Genomic DNA, 14356 nt, shown 5'->3' on the forward strand with positions numbered 1-14356 from the left:
ACGACCGGGACCCCCCGCGCGGGAGACCATCTCAGTTCATGAAAGCCACTCGGAAGCCACCCGCCTCTCTCCATGCCTTCGCGACGCTGGTCACCGGGCTGCTCGCGGGCGCGTTCGGGTACGGCGCGGCGAACGTCGTCCCGACCTTCGGCGTCGTGCCGCTCGAAGTGCGCCTGACGTTCCACACGGCGATGATGCGGGTCAACGAGCCGGTCATGCAGACGGCGATGGCCCTGGCCATCCTGTCCACGATCGCCCTGGCCCTCACCTCCGGCGGAACGCCCCGCCGCCTGGCCGCCGGAGCGGCCTCGTCGGCCCTGGCCACACTCCTGATCACGGTCTTCGGCAACATCCCTCTGCACGCCCACATCCGGCGCTGGGCCACCACCACCCCCACGGCCGGGTACGAGGACATCCTGCGGCGTTGGGAGACCTTCCACACCCTGCGGACGCTCACCGCCCTCACCGCATTCGCCCTGGTCATCCTGGCCACCCGAACCCGCCGCCGACCCGGCGCGGCACCACCTCCGGCGCCTTCCCGCTCTGCTACAGCTAGTAGCGATCACCTCACGGAAAGGAACACGCAGGTGCGCCGACTCATACCCCTGCTCGCCCTGGGGGCCACGGCCCTGTTCACCGCCCCGGCCCTGGCGGAGACCACCACACCCACCGCGGCCCTGCACGACCCCGGCGACTGGGAGCCCTACGACGAGATCTACTGGGAGCCGTGGGACCACGAACTGCAGTGGTACCTGTGGGACGAATGGGACCACTTCGACGACTGACCCCGCAGCACGACCCGATCCAGCGCGCCACGATCACGTCGGCCTCGTCCCGCGCGACGACGTGACGGCCAGGCCCGATCGAGGCCGCTCACGGTCCGGCGGGGGCTCACGGGGCGCCCTCAGCCGGTCCGGCCCCCGGTCACAGGATGCCGGGAGGCCCCTCGAAGTCCGGCTCGTGGCGTCGAATCGACACTCCCAAAGGTCTTTGGACGGCTTTTCGCCCGCCGGCCCACATCGGGGTGCGCGATCGCCGGGGGCGGGCCCCCACAGGACGCGGCCCGAGGCTCATAGGCGCGCCAGCGCCCCCCGTCGCGAGGACCTCGCCCTTCGGGGGGGCGAGGGGGGCGGAGCCCCCTGGGAGGCGCTGTCTGGAACTTCGTGCGCGAAGCGCTGATCGATGGAAGGCCCTGCGTGCAGGCCCCGCTACGTGGTGGAGAAGGCGGCGTCGAAGGCGGTGGTGGGTGGGGTGATGGAGTTGAGCTTGCGGATGTAGCCCAGGGCCTCCTTGGCCCCGTCGAGGCGGTCCATGCCCGCGTCCTCCCACTCGATCGAGATCGGACCTTCGTACCCGATCGAGTTCAGCGCCCGGAAGCAGTCTTCCCAGGGCACGTCGCCGCGCCCGGTCGAGACGAAGTCCCAGCCCCGCCGCATGTCCGCCCACGGCAGGTGCGACGACAGGCGGCCCTTGCGGCCGTCGCCGACGCGGACGCGGGTGTCCTTGCAGTCGACGTGGTAGATGCGGTCCTTGAAGTCCAGGATGAACGCCACCGGGTCCAGGTCCTGCCAGACCATGTGGGACGGGTCCCAGTTGAGGCCGAACGCGGGCCGGTGGCCGATGGCCTCCAGGGTGCGCACGGTCGTGTGGTAGTCGTAGGCGATCTCGCTCGGGTGGATCTCGTGGGCGAAGCGGACGCCGACCTCGTCGAAGACGTCGAGGATCGGGTTCCACCGGTCCGCGAAGTCCTGGTAGCCGGCCTCCACCATCGAGGCGGGCACCGGCGGGAACATGGCCACCGTGTGCCAGATCGACGAGCCCGTGAAGCCCACCACGGTGTCCACGCCCAGCAGGGCCGCGGCGCGGGCGGTGTTCTTCATGTCCTCGGCGGCCGCCTGGCGTACCGACTCGGGGTCGCCCGAGCCCCAGATGCGGGCCGGGAGGATGGCCTTGTGGCGCTCGTCGATCGGGTGGTCACAGACCGCCTGGCCGACGAGGTGGTTGGAGATGGTCCACACCTTCAGGCCGTGTTTGTCGAGCTGGGCGCGCTTCTGATCCACGTAGGACGGATCCGCCACCGCCTGGGCGACGTCGAAGTGGTCGCCCGAGCAGGCGATCTCCAGGCCGTCGTAGCCCCATTCGGCCGCCAGCCGGCAGACCTCCTCGAAGGGCAGGTCCGCCCACTGTCCCGTGAACAGCGTGACCGGTCGCATCAGTCCTCCACGTTCGTGTAGCGGCTGCCCTCAGCCGCGCTGCGCTCGACCGCCTCCAGCACCCGCTGCACGCGCAGCCCGTCGGCGAACGACGGCGTGGGGTCGGCTCCGGTGGCGACCGCTTCCAGGAAGTCCCTGATCTCGTGGGTGAAGGTGTGCTCGTAGCCGAGACCGTGGCCGGGTGGCCACCAGGCGCCGACGTACGGGTGGTCGGGTTCGGTGACCAGGATCCGCTCGAATCCGCCGCCGTTGGCGCTGAACCACAGTTCGTTCATGGCCTCGAAGTCGAACGCCAGGCTGCCGAGCGAGCCGTTGATCTCGATGCGCATCGCGTTCTTGCGCCCGTTGGCGAACCGGGTGGCCTCGAACGAGGCCACCGCGCCGCCCGACAGCCGGCCGATGAACAGCGCCGCGTCGTCGACGGTGACGGTGCCCTTCTCGGCGGACGCGGTCGCGCCCAGGCCGGCCGACTCGGACGCCAGCGGACGTTCCTTGATGAACGTCTCGGTCAGCGCCGAGACGCCCACCACGTTCTGCCCGGTGACGAACTGGGCGGCGTCCACGATGTGCGAGCCGATGTCGCCGAGCGCGCCGGCTCCGGCCTTGTCCTTCTGCAGCCGCCAGACCAGCGGGAACTCGGGGTCGACGATCCAGTCCTGCAGGTACTGCGCGCGTACGTGCCGGATCTCACCGAGTCGTCCCTCTTCGACGTACCGGCGGGCGAGCGCAATCGCGGGCACCCGCCGGTAGTTGAAGGCCACCATGCTCTTGCCCGGCGCCGCCGCCGCGGCCGCCACCATGGCCTGAGCCTCGGCGACGGTGTTGGCCAGCGGTTTCTCGCAGAGCACATGTTTGCCGGCCTGCAGCGCGGCGATGGCGATCTCGGCGTGGGAGTCGCCAGGCGTGCAGATGTCGACGATCTGCACGTCGTCACGCTTGACCAGCTCTCTCCAGTCCGTCTCGATATCGGCCCAGCCGAGCTGCGCGGCGGCGGCTTCGGTACGCTCCTTCGACCTGCCGGAGAGCACCGCCATCCGCGGTGTCACCGGCAGGTCGAAGAAGGCCCCCACGCTCCGCCAGGCTTGGGAGTGGACACGGCCCATGAAGGCGTAGCCGACCATGCCCACGCCGATGGTGGTTCTGTCTGACATGCAACCCCCGATCAGGATCAGGATTCGAAGCCGAGCGCCAGGTACTTCTCGACGTTGTCCTTGGTAATGGTCTCGGACGCGAGCGTGATCGACTGGGGAACCTGGTTTTCCACCAGATCGCTCATGCCCTTCCCCTGTGCTATCAGACGCGCGAGCTTGATCGCCGAGGAGGCCATGGTCGGGCTGTAGGTGACCGTGGCCTTCAACACCGAGGAGCCGGACTGGATCTCCTTCATCGCGTTCAGCGAACCGGCCCCGCCGACCATGATGAACTCGGTCCTGCTGGCCTCCTTGATCGCGGCCAGCACGCCGACGCCCTGGTCGTCGTCGTGGTTCCAGAGCGCGTCGATCTTCTTGTGTGCCTGGAGCAGCGACGTGGCCACCTGGTTGCCGGTCTCGACGGTGAACTTGGCGTCCTGCTTGGCCGTCACGCTGAATCCGTACGTCTTCAGCGCGTCGGCGAAGCCCTTGCTGCGGTCCTGTGTCAGCGGCAGCGTGGCGATGCCCTGGATCTCGACGATCACCGGGTTCGACACGTCCTTGTCCTTGAGCTGCTTGCCGATGTAGTGGCCGGCGGCCACGCCCATGCCGTAGTTGTCGCCGCCGATCCAGGTCCGGTACGCCAGCTTGTCGGGGAAGATGCGGTCGAGGTTGATGACCGGGATCCCCGCCTGGGTGGCCTGCAGCGCGACCTGGTTGAGCTGCTGACCGTCGTTGGGCAGGATGACCAGCGCGTTCACCTTGGCCGCGATCAGCGACTCGACCGCGGAGATCTGCTGGTTGATGTCGTTCGTGGGCTCCACGGGCTTGAAATCGACGTCGGTGTACTGCTTCGCGGCGCTTTCGGCGTTCTTGGCAATGGCCGCGATCCAGCCGTGGTCGGCGGCCGGCGCCGAGAAGCCGATCACGACCTTCGTGCCCGGCTGGTCGTTGCCGCTGGGCGCCGGAGCGGGCGCCGCGGCCGCGGACGTCGGTGCGGCCGCCGGCTCGTTGCTGGTGCAGCCAGCCGCTAAGAGTACGGCCCCGCCGACGAGGAATCCCCTGCGCGCGACGTTGTCACTCATGGTGCTCTCTCCTTCAGGTTCCGCCGCTGGAGAAGGACGGCGACGACGATGATCAGGCCCTTGGCGATCAGCTGGTCGCTGGTGTTGAGCCCGTTGAGAATGAAGAGGTTGGTGATGAGGGTGAAGATCAGCAGGCCCAGGATCGAGCCCACGATCGTGCCACGCCCCCCGGTGAGGAGCGTGCCGCCGATGATCACGGCGGCGATGGCGTCGAGTTCGTACAGGTCGCCGTGGGTGGACGAACCGGTCGTGGTGCGGGCCATGATCAGGACGGCCGCGATGCCGCAGCACAGCCCCGACAGCGCGTAGAGCAGCATCGTGTGCTTGCGTACGTCGATGCCGGCCAGCCGGGCCGCCTCGGGGTTGCCGCCGACCGCGTACGTGCGCCGCCCGAACGTCGTGCGGTTGAGCACGATCCAGCCGAGCACCACGACCAGCGCGAAGATGTAGACCAGCAGCGGGACGCCGAGCAGGCGCGTGGTGGACAGCTCGACGAGGGAGGAGTTCTCGCTCTGGATGAGCTGCGTCTTGCGGTCGGACATGCGCTGCGCCAGCCCGCGGGCGGCGACGAGCATGGCCAGGGTGGCGATGAACGGCACCAGCCGCCCGTACGAGATCAGTAACCCGTTGACCAGCCCCGCCCCGGTGCCGACGAGGATCGCGCAGATCACCATCACCACCGGCCCGTACGACTGTGTGGCCAGCGTCGTCGCCCAGACCGAGGCCAGCGCCATGACGGCGCCCACCGACAGGTCGATGCCGCCGCCGATGATCACGAACGTGGCCCCGACCGTGATCACGCCGATGGTGGCGGCCAGGGACAGGATGCTGACCAGGTTGGAGGCGGTGGCGAAGTTCTCCGGACGGGTGACCAGGCCGACGACGATCAGCAGCGCCAGCGCTCCGAGGAGCCCGAGATGTCGCATCTCGCTGACCCCTCGGAACGCGGGCAGCGCCGGGGCGGCCGCCTTCCCCGCGGCCCGGTCCGTTGTGGGCTCGCTCATCACGCCGCCCTCCCATTCATGATCATGTCGAGTACGCGGTGCTCGTCCAGCTCGGTGGCGTCGCCCTCGTGAATGACCGATCCCTCGCGCAGCACCAGCACCCGGTCGGCCAGGCCGAGCACCTCCGGCACCTCGCTGGAGACCAGCAGCACGCCGATGCCCTGCTCGGCCAGGTCGTGGATCACGGCGTAGAGCTCGGCCCTGGCGCCGACGTCCACCCCTCGGGTGGGCTCGTCGAGCAGGAGCAGCTTGCGGCTGCCGAGCAGCCAGCGGGCGAGGACGGCCTTCTGCTGGTTGCCCCCGGAAAGGTTTCTGATCGGACGTTCGGTGTCGGGTGGCCGGATGTCCAGCATTTCCGACAGCCGCCTGGCCTCGTCGCGTTCGCGCTTGCGGTCGATCCAGCCGAACCTGGCGAACTCCGGCAGGCTGCCCAGCGTGATGTTGGCCGTGATGCTCTGGTCGAGGAGCAGGGCCTGGGCCTTGCGCTCCTCGGGGGCCAGGCCCATGCCGCGCCTGACGGTGCTGACGACGCCACGGCGTACCGGCTTGCCGTCGAGCAGGACGCGGCCGGTGGCCGGGCGGGCGCCGTACACGGCTTCGAGGATCTCCGAGCGGCCCGAGCCGACGAGGCCGGCCAGGCCCACGATCTCGCCCGCCCGCACGGAGAACGAGACGTCGGCGAAGACCCCCTTGGCGCTCAGCCCCTCGACGCGGAGCACCTCCTCGCCCAGCGTGCGCCCGCCACGGGGCGGGAACACGTACTCGACGTTCCTGCCGGTCATGAGGGAGACGATCTGGGTGGTGGGGGTGTCGCGGGCGGGCAGGCCGACCGCGACCGTGCGGCCGTCCTTCAGTACGGTGACGCGGTCGCCGATCTCGCGGATCTCCTCCAGGCGATGCGAGATGTAGACGACGGCCACGCCCTGGGCGGTGAGCTCGCGGATGATGCGGAAGAGGTTGGCGACCTCGTCGTGGGCGAGGGCGGCAGACGGCTCGTCCATGATGATCAGGCGCGCGTCGTGGGAGAGCGCGCGGGCCATCGAGACCACCTGCTTGGCGGCCGGCGACAGCCGTCCGACCTCGATCGACGGACGGATCTCGCCGTGACCGAGGCGCTCCAGCACCTCCCGGGCGGCGCGCCGGGCGGCCGCCCTGTTGACGAAGCCGAAGCGGGCGTGCTCGTGGCCGAGAAAGATGTTCTCGGCCACGCTGAGCCCGTCGACCAGGTCCAGTTCCTGGTAGATGGTGGCGAAACCCAGCTTGATGGCGTCGATGGGGCTGTTCGGGCGTACTTCCGTCTCGTTGAAGACGATCGTGCCCTCGTCCGGTTGGTGGACTCCGGCCAGCACCTTGATCAGGGTGGACTTGCCGGCGCCGTTCTGGCCGAGCAGGCAGTGCACCTCGCCGGCCCGTACGTCCAGATCGACCCCGTCGAGCGCGCGCACGCCGGGGAACTGCTTGACGATGCCCTTCATGACCAGCATCGGGAGTCCCTTTCAGGCGTTGACGATGCGGTTGATGTTGTCGGGTGACAGATAGTGCTCGATCGCGAGGATCCCCGCGCCGAGCGCGGCCGCGTTGATGCCGGTACGGCTCCGCGTGATCGACAGATGGTGCGTGGCCAGCGGCAGCGACCGGCGGTAGACCGTCTCCCTGATGCCGGCCAGCAGATGTTCGTGCACCCGCGACAACGCGCCGCCGATGACGATGACCTCGGGGTTGAAGAAGTTGACCAGGCTCGCCAGCACCTCTCCGATGAGCCGGCCGGCCTCTCTGACCAGCCGCAGCGCCTGGGTGTTGCCCGACTGTACGAGCGCCACGACGTCGGCCCCCGACTCGGCCGCGAGGCCCAGCTCGGTCAGCCGGCGCGCGATCGCGGCCCCGCCGGCCACGGCCTCCAGGCAGGCGCTGTTGCCACACCGGCAGCCGGCGTCCTCGTGGCCGCTGACCCGGATGTGCCCGATGTCGCCGGCCGAACCCTGGGCGCCCCTGTGCAGTTTGCCCTCGGCCATGATCCCGCAGCCGATGCCGGTGCCGACCTTGACGAACAGCAGGTGGCTGGTGCCGGGGAAGGCGTTGCGGTGCTCCCCCAGCGCCATGACGTTGACGTCGTTGTCGACCAGGACCTCGACCCCGCCGCCGAAGTATTCGGGGATGGGGTAGTCGTTCCAGCCCGGCATGATCGGCGGATTGTTCGGCCGTCCGGTGGCGAACTCCACCGGGCCCGGCACCCCGATCCCCACCGCGCGCAGCGCCACCCGGGGCCGTCCCACCTGGTCGAGCAGGTGGTCGAGCCGCTGGCTGACGTGCGCGAGCACCTGTTCGGGCCCCTCGCCGATCAGCAGCCCGTCCTCGCACTCGGCCAGCACGTTGCCGGAGATGTCCATCAGGGCGACCCGGCAGTGCGTGGCACCCAGATCGACGCCGGCGAAGGCGTGGTCCTCGGTGTGCAGGCGCAACTGCCGTGGTGGCCGGCCACCGGTGGACTCGCCGCTCTCGGTCTCCTCGACCAGGCCACGTTCGATCAGCGCGTCGACGCGCTGGGAGATCGTGGACCTGGCCAGGCCCGTGAGCCTCGCCAGATCGGAACGGGTCGTCGCCGAGCCCGCGCTGATCAGCGTCAGCACGTCGCCGGCCGAGCCCGGCTGGGGGGTCATGTCGAAACAGTAAGATCACCGATGCGGCAAATCAAGAGCGGGAATCGACCAAACTCGCCCAACTTCCGCCGAAGATCGAACAAAGACCGGTTTGTGCTTAGATTTCGGCACATTTCGGTGCTTGTTGCGGCCTGGGGAACCTGCCTTGATCCGTCGTGCTCTCCTGGTCGTCCTGCCGACCCCGATCGTCTCCGTTCTGCTGTGGTGGGGCCAGCCCCCGCTCTCCCCTCACACGGGTGGTGCTTTCGCCCGCGACGGCCGGGCTCTCTACGCGGCGGCCATGGCGCTCGAGCGGTCCGGGGCCTTCTCCTGGGACGCCTATAGAGCGATCACCTGCAACGACACCTCATCGCGGCCGACGCCGGAGCTCGTCGAGGCGCAGGCGAGGGTGGTCCGCAAGAAGGCGCCGATCTTCGGCAACTGGGCGGCGTGGAACGAGCTCCAATGCCAGGGCTGGGACACGGTCGCCGGTGATCTGTGGCTGAGCGGTCCGCGCAGGCCGCCCTCGCCGATCATGATCGTGGGCACGACCGGCGACACCGTGGTCCCCTACGTGGCGGTCACGCAGCTCCGGTCCGGCTTTCCCGGCTCCGCCCTGGTGACGTACGAGGGCGGGTCGCACACCGCGTACGGATCGGGCGTGCGCTGCGTCAATCAGGCGGTGGAGGCGTACCTGCTGGACAGGAAGGTCCCCACCGCCGAGGTGGTGTGCCCGGCGGTGGGAGCGAAAAGCCTTAGAGCATCGCCTTCATCGAGTCGGACGCCGTCAGCACGTAAGGCTGCTCGGCCATCACCGTCTCCCAGTTGTCGGCGATCGCCTCGGGCGTGAGGTCGTCGGTCTTCCAGCCCGGCCCCTCCGCCACGAACACCCGCGCCACCCGCCCGCCCCCGACGGTGAAGACCTCGCCGCTGGCCTCGCACGACTCGTGCCCGAGGTAGGCCACCAGCGCGCTTACCCGCTCCGGCGTGAACTTGGCCTCGAACTCCGCCGGCAGCAGCGCCTCCGTCATCCGGGTCCAGGCGATGGGCGCGATGGCGTTGGCCTTGATGCCGTTGCGGGCCCCCTCGATGCCGAGCGTCTTGGTCAGGCCCACGAGGCCCATCTTGGCGGTGGAGTAGTTGGCCTGGCCGAAGTTGCCGAACAGGCCCGCCGGGCTGGAGGTGTTGACGATGCGCCCGTAGCCGGCCTCCTTCATGAACGGGTAGGCGGCCTGGCTGACCAGGTAGGAGCCGCGTACGTGCACCGCCAGCACCCCGTCGAAGTCCTCCGCCGTCATCTTGCCGAACGACTTGTCCCGCAGGATGCCGGCGTTGTTGACGACGATGTCCACCCGGCCGAACGCGTCGGCGGCGGCCCGCACGATGGCCCTGGCGCCCTCGGGCGTGGCGACGTTGTCGGCGTTGGCGATGGCCTGGCCGCCGTTCTTCGTGATGAGGTCGGCCACCTCGGCGGCGGGCCCCGCCGAGGCGCCCGAGCCGTCGAGCGCACCCCCGAGGTCGTTGACGACGACCTTGGCGCCCCGCTCGGCCAGCAGCAGCGCGTGCGACCTGCCGAGGCCGTGCCCCGCCCCCGTGATGATCGCGACCCTGTCATCGAACCGAAGCATCGAACCTCCCACGAAGGAGAACAACATTCTAGTGAGGCAACGATAACTCAGGCGGGGTACCAGAGGTCGGGCTCGCCGACGACCCGGCGCACCCGTCCCTTGGCCTCCAGCCAGACCAGGTGCGCCAGCGTCTCGTTGTTGGCCGAGCGCCGCATGAACGGCTGGATCTTCTCCCACGGCCGCGACCAGGTGAGCCGGGTGGCCACGGCCCAGCAGTCGACCCCGTCGGCGGCGCCCACGACCTGCTCGATCTCCGCCAGCCGCTCGTCGTGGTGGGCCAGCACGCGATCCACCCGCCCGGCCAGCTCCAGGAACCGGTACTCGTGCGCGGGCAGCACCTCCTCCACCTCCAGCCCGCGTACGGCGGCCAGCGAGTCGAGGTAGTCGGCCAGCGGGTTCGGCCCCGACTGCGGGTGCACGGCCACGATGGGCGTGATCTTGGCCAGCACGTGGTCGCCGGAGAACAGCACCTTGCGCGAGGGCGAGACGAAGCACAGGTGCCCCGGCGAGTGGCCGGGAGTCCAGATCGCGCGCAGGTCCCAGCCGGGCAGGTCGAGCTCGTCGCCGTCCTCGACCAGCAGGTCGGGCTTGGCCATCGAGACCATGTGCCGGATCATCATCGAGGCCCCGGCCAGCTCGTCCAGCGTCAGCGGCGGGACGCCGCAGCGGCGCAGCAGCGCGCGCTCCCGTTCGATCAGGGAGTCGATGGCCGCGTCGTCGTAGCGCTCGCGGACCAGGCGCGCGTCGGCGGGGTGCAGCGCGATCCAGGCGCCCGACATCTCGCGGATGCGGCCGGCCAGGCCGTAGTGGTCGGGGTGGATGTGGGTGACGAGGACGCCCTTGACGTCGGTGATCGTGTACCCGGCCACGCCCAGGCCGGCGACGAGGGCGTCGTACGCCTCGTCGGTGTTCCAGCCGGCGTCGATGATCGCCACGCCGCCGGGGAGTTCGAGGGCGTAGACGAGGACGTAACGGAGGGGGTTGATCGGGATGGGCACCGGGATCGACCACAGCCCTGGGCGTACGCGTTCGACGTCCGGGATCGTTCCGCCGGTCCACGCCTCCCGCTGCGCCACGTTGGCCGGGGTCACTGCGAAGTTCACGTACCCGAATATAGTTCCGGGCTAGAATCGTGTTCTACTAGGGGTCATGAAGCTGAGACGTGAGATCTCAGACGATGGCCGCTTCGTCCGCCAGCCGAACCGTTTCACGGAGCGGCTCGGCCCTCCCGAACCCGGCCGCTACCGGGTCTACGCCTCCTACGCCTGCCCTTGGGCACAGCGCGTACTGATCGTCCGGGCGCTCCTCGGCCTGGAAGACCTGCTGGACGTCACGATCGTCGACCCGATTCGCGACGAGAAGGGCTGGCGGATCCCCGGCGGCGACCCCGAATACCTGTCGGAGCTCTACCACGCGACCGACCCCGGCTACACGGGCCGCTACACCGTGCCGTGCGTGTGGGACACCAGGGACGAACGGATCGTCACCAACGACTTCCCCCGGATCACCCTCGATCTGGAGACGTCGTGGGGCACCTCACCCAACCTCTATCCGGAACGCCTGCGCCCCGACATCGACATCATGAACGACCGCCTCTACCACGGCCTCAACAACGCGGTCTACGAGGCGGGCTTCTCCCGCGACCAGCAGGTGTACGAGGAGGCGGTGGCGCGCGTCTTCACCACCCTCGGCCTCCTGGAGGTGCGGCTGGCCGAGTCGGAGTTCCTCTTCGACACGCTCACCGACAGTGACGTGCGCCTCTACACGACCCTGGCCAGGTTCGACGCGGTCTACTACGCGCACTTCAAGTGTTCGGTACGGCGGCTCACGGACCATCCGGCCCTGTGGGCGTACGCGCGCCGTCTCTATGCCATCCCGGCCTTCCGCGAGACCACCGACTTCGACCAGATCAAGCGCCATTACTACCTCACCCAGACCAACATCAACCCGAGCCGGATCGTGCCGGTAGGACCTGAGCTCGACTGGAGCCTGTAGGCATCCGCACGAACAGCAGGGCCGACGACAGCATCACCACGGCCGCGATCGTCCAGGCGGCGGCAAGGCCCGCCTGGCCGGCCAGGGTGCCGAGGGTCAGGTTGGCCACGATCCCGCCGGCCTGCAGGGAGAGCGAGCTCGTCGAGGTGACGGTCGTGCGCTCGGCGGCGGTGACCGCCTTGTGGGTCATCTCCAGGCACAGCAGCCCCGTCACCGCGCCGCCGACGAACAGCAGGACGTAGGCCAGACCGGCGCTCACCAGCCCGGCCGGGCCGTTCAGCTCCGACGTCGCGGCCAGCATCCCGACGGAGAGCGCGGTCAGCACGGTGCCCGCGATCGCTCCCCTGGCCGAGCCGCCGGCCAGACGCGCCACACGGGGCGCGAGCGCGCTTCCGGTCGCGCTGCCGGCGAACCCCAGCGCCGCGACCACGGCGTAGGCCAGGCTGCCGCGCTCGGCCGTGCCCGCCAGCTCGGCCAGCCGGCCGGGGGTGAGCAGCTCGATGCTGATCAGGACCACGCCCGACGCCGCCGCGGCCGCCATGAGCCGGCGCAGCGTGGCGCCGCCCGTGGCCAGCCGCACACCCGCGGCCACCGTCGCCGGCACCTCGCGCAGCACGCTCGCCAGCGAGCGATGGGCGTGCCGCGGCTCCGGCAGCGCGAACACCACCACGACCAGCAGGACCGCCGCCGCCACCGCGCCCGCCAGGGGCGGCGCCGCCAGCGGGAAGATCAGCGAGGGCGACACCAGGAGCGGCAGGGCGCCGCCCGCCAGCACGCCGCCGCACAGGGCCACGGACTCCATCGCGCCGCCCCTGGCCAGGCCCGGCTTGAGGTCGGCGCCGGGGCCCTCCAGGTCGTGGAGCGTGTCGACGTACCAGGAGGCGGCCGGGCCGCTGGACAGTGCCCTGGCCACGCCCTTCAGGATCCCGCTCATCAGGAACATCGCGAACGTCGTGGACACGCTCATCAGCACGAGCCCCGCCACGGTGAACGCGGCCGAGGCCGCCAGCACCACGCGCCGCCCCACGACGTCGGCCAGCCCGCCGGTGGGCAGCTCCAGGCCGATGGTCACGATCGAGAACACGGTCACCGCCAGGCCGATCTGACCCAGGCCGAGACCTCGCCCGGCCATCAACAGGACCATGGCGGCCATCATGAGGCCGGGTGGCAGCCAGGTCAGGAAGCTGACGAGCATGTAGCGCCGTAACGCGGAGCGCGCGGTCATGAGTCCTCCGTCCGTGAACGCGGGACGGCGCCGTACCAGAGGTGCACCTTCCTGGCGTCGGGATGATCGGCGTAGCGGGCGGCGAGGTCGCGCAGCAGCTCCCCGGCCCGCTCCTCGAACTCCTTCAGCGCGGCCGGCGGCAGCACGAGCAGGTCGTCGCTCATCCCCGCGACCTCCACCCACTCACGCGGCCAGTCGGCGAGGTCGAACTCCTCTAGCACCCGGCCCACCATCTCGGCCTGGCGCAGGTGCATGATCTTGACGGCCTCACGTCCCTCGCCGGTGCCGGACAGCTTGCCGGCGTCCCACGAGGTGTAGCGGTAGCGGGAGCGCCAGCGGCGTTCGCGGCCGTCACGCTGCTCGGAGTCCTCCTCGACGAAGCCGTACTTGAACAGGATGCGCAGGTGGTAGCTGGTCGAGCCGGAGCTCTCGCCCACCTTCCTGCCCAGCTCGCTGGCGGTCGCGGGGCCGTCGGTGCGCAGCAGGCCGAGCAGCCGGACCCGCAGCGGGTGGGCGACCACCTTGAGCACCTGCGGATCGCCGATCCGGTATTCCTCCATGTTGCTCACGGTAGACCGCAAAGGCAATTTTGCAAAGGGAATTTTGCGGATTGGTCCTCAATAGACTGGGGGAATGCTTGACGACATCTCGGTGGACGACGCCGTCTTCGCGCTGCGACCCGACTTCGCGGTGCTGATCATGACCGCCCACGGCCTGCGCAACGGGCCCACGGACGACCGGTCCCGCGTGTGGCTGGCCGAGGCCTCGGCGCAGGAGATCCAGGGGGACAAGATCGACGCCTGGAAGGAGGCGTACAAGGCGTTCGGGGCCAAACCGCAGCGCACCAGGCCGTCGGTCGACGCCCTCACCCGGCGGATGCCGCTGCCGGAGATCAATCAGGTGGTGGACGCGTACAACTCGATCAGCGTCAAGCACGCGCTGCCCATCGGCGGCGAGGACCTCGACCGCTACGTCGGCCCCGCGCGGCTGGTCAGGGCCGCCGGCGACGAGCCGTCGGAGGAGGCGCTCGGGCAGCCGGAGCCCGGCGAGGTGATCTGGCGCGACGACGTCGGCGTCACCTGTCGCAGGTGGAACTGGCGCCAGGTCGTGCGCACCCGCCTCACCGAGGAGACCACCAACGCGATCTTCCTTCTGGAGCGGCTGGAGCCGATGTCGCTGGAGGAGCTGAAGCAGGCGGGCGAGGAGCTGGCCGACCTCCTGTCCGAGTTGTCCCCTGAGGTGCGGATCGCCAGTCGCCTGGTGTCCGGCGGGAAATAAACCTGCTCCGGCAGTGTTGATACCAAAGCGTAATAATTGCTGCACCACCCGGATTGACGAGGGGGGCGTGACCTCTTTGCGCGCTCCTGAGAGGATCGTGCGAGGCGGCACGTGCCCTTCGGCGCGCGCTGCCAGTCCGGGCGAGTAGCCTTGGACAGGTTC

Annotated in this window: 14 protein-coding genes; 4 read left to right on the top strand and 10 right to left on the bottom strand. The window is 69.7% G+C overall.

The window, feature by feature from the left end:
* Positions 1-38: 38 nt before the first annotated feature.
* Positions 39-785: a DUF1772 domain-containing protein gene (locus C4V41_RS29555; protein WP_103959211.1), complete on the top strand. Its 747-nt coding sequence runs from the start codon at positions 39-41 to the stop codon at positions 783-785.
* A gap of 423 nt (positions 786-1208) precedes the next feature.
* Here C4V41_RS29555 and C4V41_RS29560 read toward each other — a convergent pair whose 3' ends face one another.
* The 6 genes from C4V41_RS29560 to C4V41_RS29585 are packed head-to-tail and all read right to left on the bottom strand — an operon-like array spanning position 1209 to position 8089.
* The gene (locus C4V41_RS29560) at positions 1209-2216 is read right to left on the bottom strand and encodes a sugar phosphate isomerase/epimerase family protein (RefSeq protein ID WP_103959212.1); all 1008 of its coding nucleotides are present in this window, start codon (positions 2214-2216) and stop codon (positions 1209-1211) included.
* Positions 2213-3364 (bottom strand): Gfo/Idh/MocA family protein, encoded by a 1152-nt coding sequence (locus C4V41_RS29565; protein ID WP_103959213.1) that lies wholly within the window; start codon positions 3362-3364, stop codon positions 2213-2215. The genes C4V41_RS29560 and C4V41_RS29565 overlap by 4 nt, the downstream gene beginning before the upstream one ends.
* A gap of 17 nt (positions 3365-3381) precedes the next feature.
* Positions 3382-4428: a substrate-binding domain-containing protein gene (locus C4V41_RS29570; protein ID WP_103959214.1), complete on the bottom strand. Its 1047-nt coding sequence runs from the start codon at positions 4426-4428 to the stop codon at positions 3382-3384.
* On the bottom strand, positions 4425-5432 hold the full coding sequence (locus C4V41_RS29575; protein WP_103959215.1) for an ABC transporter permease: 1008 nt from the start codon (positions 5430-5432) through the stop codon (positions 4425-4427). Before C4V41_RS29575 ends, C4V41_RS29570 begins: the two co-directional genes overlap by 4 nt.
* Positions 5432-6916, bottom strand: coding sequence for a sugar ABC transporter ATP-binding protein (locus C4V41_RS29580; protein WP_103959216.1), 1485 nt, complete (start codon positions 6914-6916; stop codon positions 5432-5434). Before C4V41_RS29580 ends, C4V41_RS29575 begins: the two co-directional genes overlap by 1 nt.
* 12 nt (positions 6917-6928) lie before the next feature.
* Complete coding sequence (locus C4V41_RS29585; protein ID WP_103959217.1) at positions 6929-8089, bottom strand: ROK family transcriptional regulator; 1161 nt, start codon at positions 8087-8089, stop codon at positions 6929-6931.
* A gap of 280 nt (positions 8090-8369) precedes the next feature.
* On the opposite strand from C4V41_RS29585, the gene C4V41_RS29590 reads away from it, so the two are divergent.
* Complete coding sequence (locus tag C4V41_RS29590; protein WP_407670071.1) at positions 8370-8918, top strand: alpha/beta hydrolase; 549 nt, start codon at positions 8370-8372, stop codon at positions 8916-8918.
* On the opposite strand, the gene C4V41_RS29595 is transcribed toward C4V41_RS29590, so the two are convergent.
* The gene (locus tag C4V41_RS29595) at positions 8824-9696 is read right to left on the bottom strand and encodes an SDR family oxidoreductase (protein WP_103959279.1); all 873 of its coding nucleotides are present in this window, start codon (positions 9694-9696) and stop codon (positions 8824-8826) included. The genes C4V41_RS29590 and C4V41_RS29595 overlap by 95 nt on opposite strands.
* 47 nt (positions 9697-9743) lie before the next feature.
* Positions 9744-10799: an MBL fold metallo-hydrolase gene (locus tag C4V41_RS29600; protein ID WP_103959219.1), complete on the bottom strand. Its 1056-nt coding sequence runs from the start codon at positions 10797-10799 to the stop codon at positions 9744-9746.
* Between the two features lie 46 nt (positions 10800-10845).
* Between C4V41_RS29600 and C4V41_RS29605 the strand changes: the two genes are divergently transcribed.
* Entirely contained in the window at positions 10846-11691 is an 846-nt protein-coding gene (locus C4V41_RS29605; RefSeq protein ID WP_103959220.1) for a glutathione S-transferase family protein, read from the top strand.
* On the opposite strand, the gene C4V41_RS29610 is transcribed toward C4V41_RS29605, so the two are convergent.
* Positions 11639-12916 (bottom strand): MFS transporter, encoded by a 1278-nt coding sequence (locus tag C4V41_RS29610; RefSeq protein WP_103959221.1) that lies wholly within the window; start codon positions 12914-12916, stop codon positions 11639-11641. The genes C4V41_RS29605 and C4V41_RS29610 overlap by 53 nt on opposite strands.
* Positions 12913-13476: a winged helix-turn-helix domain-containing protein gene (locus C4V41_RS29615; protein WP_103959222.1), complete on the bottom strand. Its 564-nt coding sequence runs from the start codon at positions 13474-13476 to the stop codon at positions 12913-12915. The genes C4V41_RS29610 and C4V41_RS29615 overlap by 4 nt, the downstream gene beginning before the upstream one ends.
* A gap of 73 nt (positions 13477-13549) precedes the next feature.
* Here C4V41_RS29615 and C4V41_RS29620 point away from each other — a divergent pair, with 73 nt between their 5' ends.
* The gene (locus tag C4V41_RS29620) at positions 13550-14194 is read left to right on the top strand and encodes a B3/B4 domain-containing protein (RefSeq protein ID WP_103959223.1); all 645 of its coding nucleotides are present in this window, start codon (positions 13550-13552) and stop codon (positions 14192-14194) included.
* Positions 14195-14356 lie beyond the last annotated feature (162 nt).

Source organism: Nonomuraea solani (assembly GCF_900108335.1).
In the GTDB taxonomy this organism is placed as follows: Bacteria; Actinomycetota; Actinomycetes; order Streptosporangiales; family Streptosporangiaceae; genus Nonomuraea; species Nonomuraea solani.

What these genes read in the sequence shown, in the direction of transcription:
- C4V41_RS29570 (WP_103959214.1), bottom strand. Translation starts at nt 4,428, where the DNA reads ATGAGTGACAACGTCGCGCGCAGGGGATTCCTCGTCGGCGGGGCCGTA.
- C4V41_RS29575 (WP_103959215.1), bottom strand. Translation starts at nt 5,432, where the DNA reads ATGAGCGAGCCCACAACGGACCGGGCCGCGGGGAAGGCGGCCGCCCCG.
- C4V41_RS29610 (WP_103959221.1), bottom strand. Translation starts at nt 12,916, where the DNA reads ATGACCGCGCGCTCCGCGTTACGGCGCTACATGCTCGTCAGCTTCCTG.
- C4V41_RS29590 (WP_407670071.1), top strand. Translation starts at nt 8,370, where the DNA reads ATGGCGCTCGAGCGGTCCGGGGCCTTCTCCTGGGACGCCTATAGAGCG.
- C4V41_RS29615 (WP_103959222.1), bottom strand. Translation starts at nt 13,476, where the DNA reads ATGGAGGAATACCGGATCGGCGATCCGCAGGTGCTCAAGGTGGTCGCC.
- C4V41_RS29605 (WP_103959220.1), top strand. Translation starts at nt 10,846, where the DNA reads ATGAAGCTGAGACGTGAGATCTCAGACGATGGCCGCTTCGTCCGCCAG.
- C4V41_RS29585 (WP_103959217.1), bottom strand. Translation starts at nt 8,089, where the DNA reads ATGACCCCCCAGCCGGGCTCGGCCGGCGACGTGCTGACGCTGATCAGC.
- C4V41_RS29595 (WP_103959279.1), bottom strand. Translation starts at nt 9,696, where the DNA reads ATGCTTCGGTTCGATGACAGGGTCGCGATCATCACGGGGGCGGGGCAC.
- C4V41_RS29565 (WP_103959213.1), bottom strand. Translation starts at nt 3,364, where the DNA reads ATGTCAGACAGAACCACCATCGGCGTGGGCATGGTCGGCTACGCCTTC.
- C4V41_RS29555 (WP_103959211.1), top strand. Translation starts at nt 39, where the DNA reads ATGAAAGCCACTCGGAAGCCACCCGCCTCTCTCCATGCCTTCGCGACG.
- C4V41_RS29620 (WP_103959223.1), top strand. Translation starts at nt 13,550, where the DNA reads ATGCTTGACGACATCTCGGTGGACGACGCCGTCTTCGCGCTGCGACCC.
- C4V41_RS29580 (WP_103959216.1), bottom strand. Translation starts at nt 6,916, where the DNA reads ATGCTGGTCATGAAGGGCATCGTCAAGCAGTTCCCCGGCGTGCGCGCG.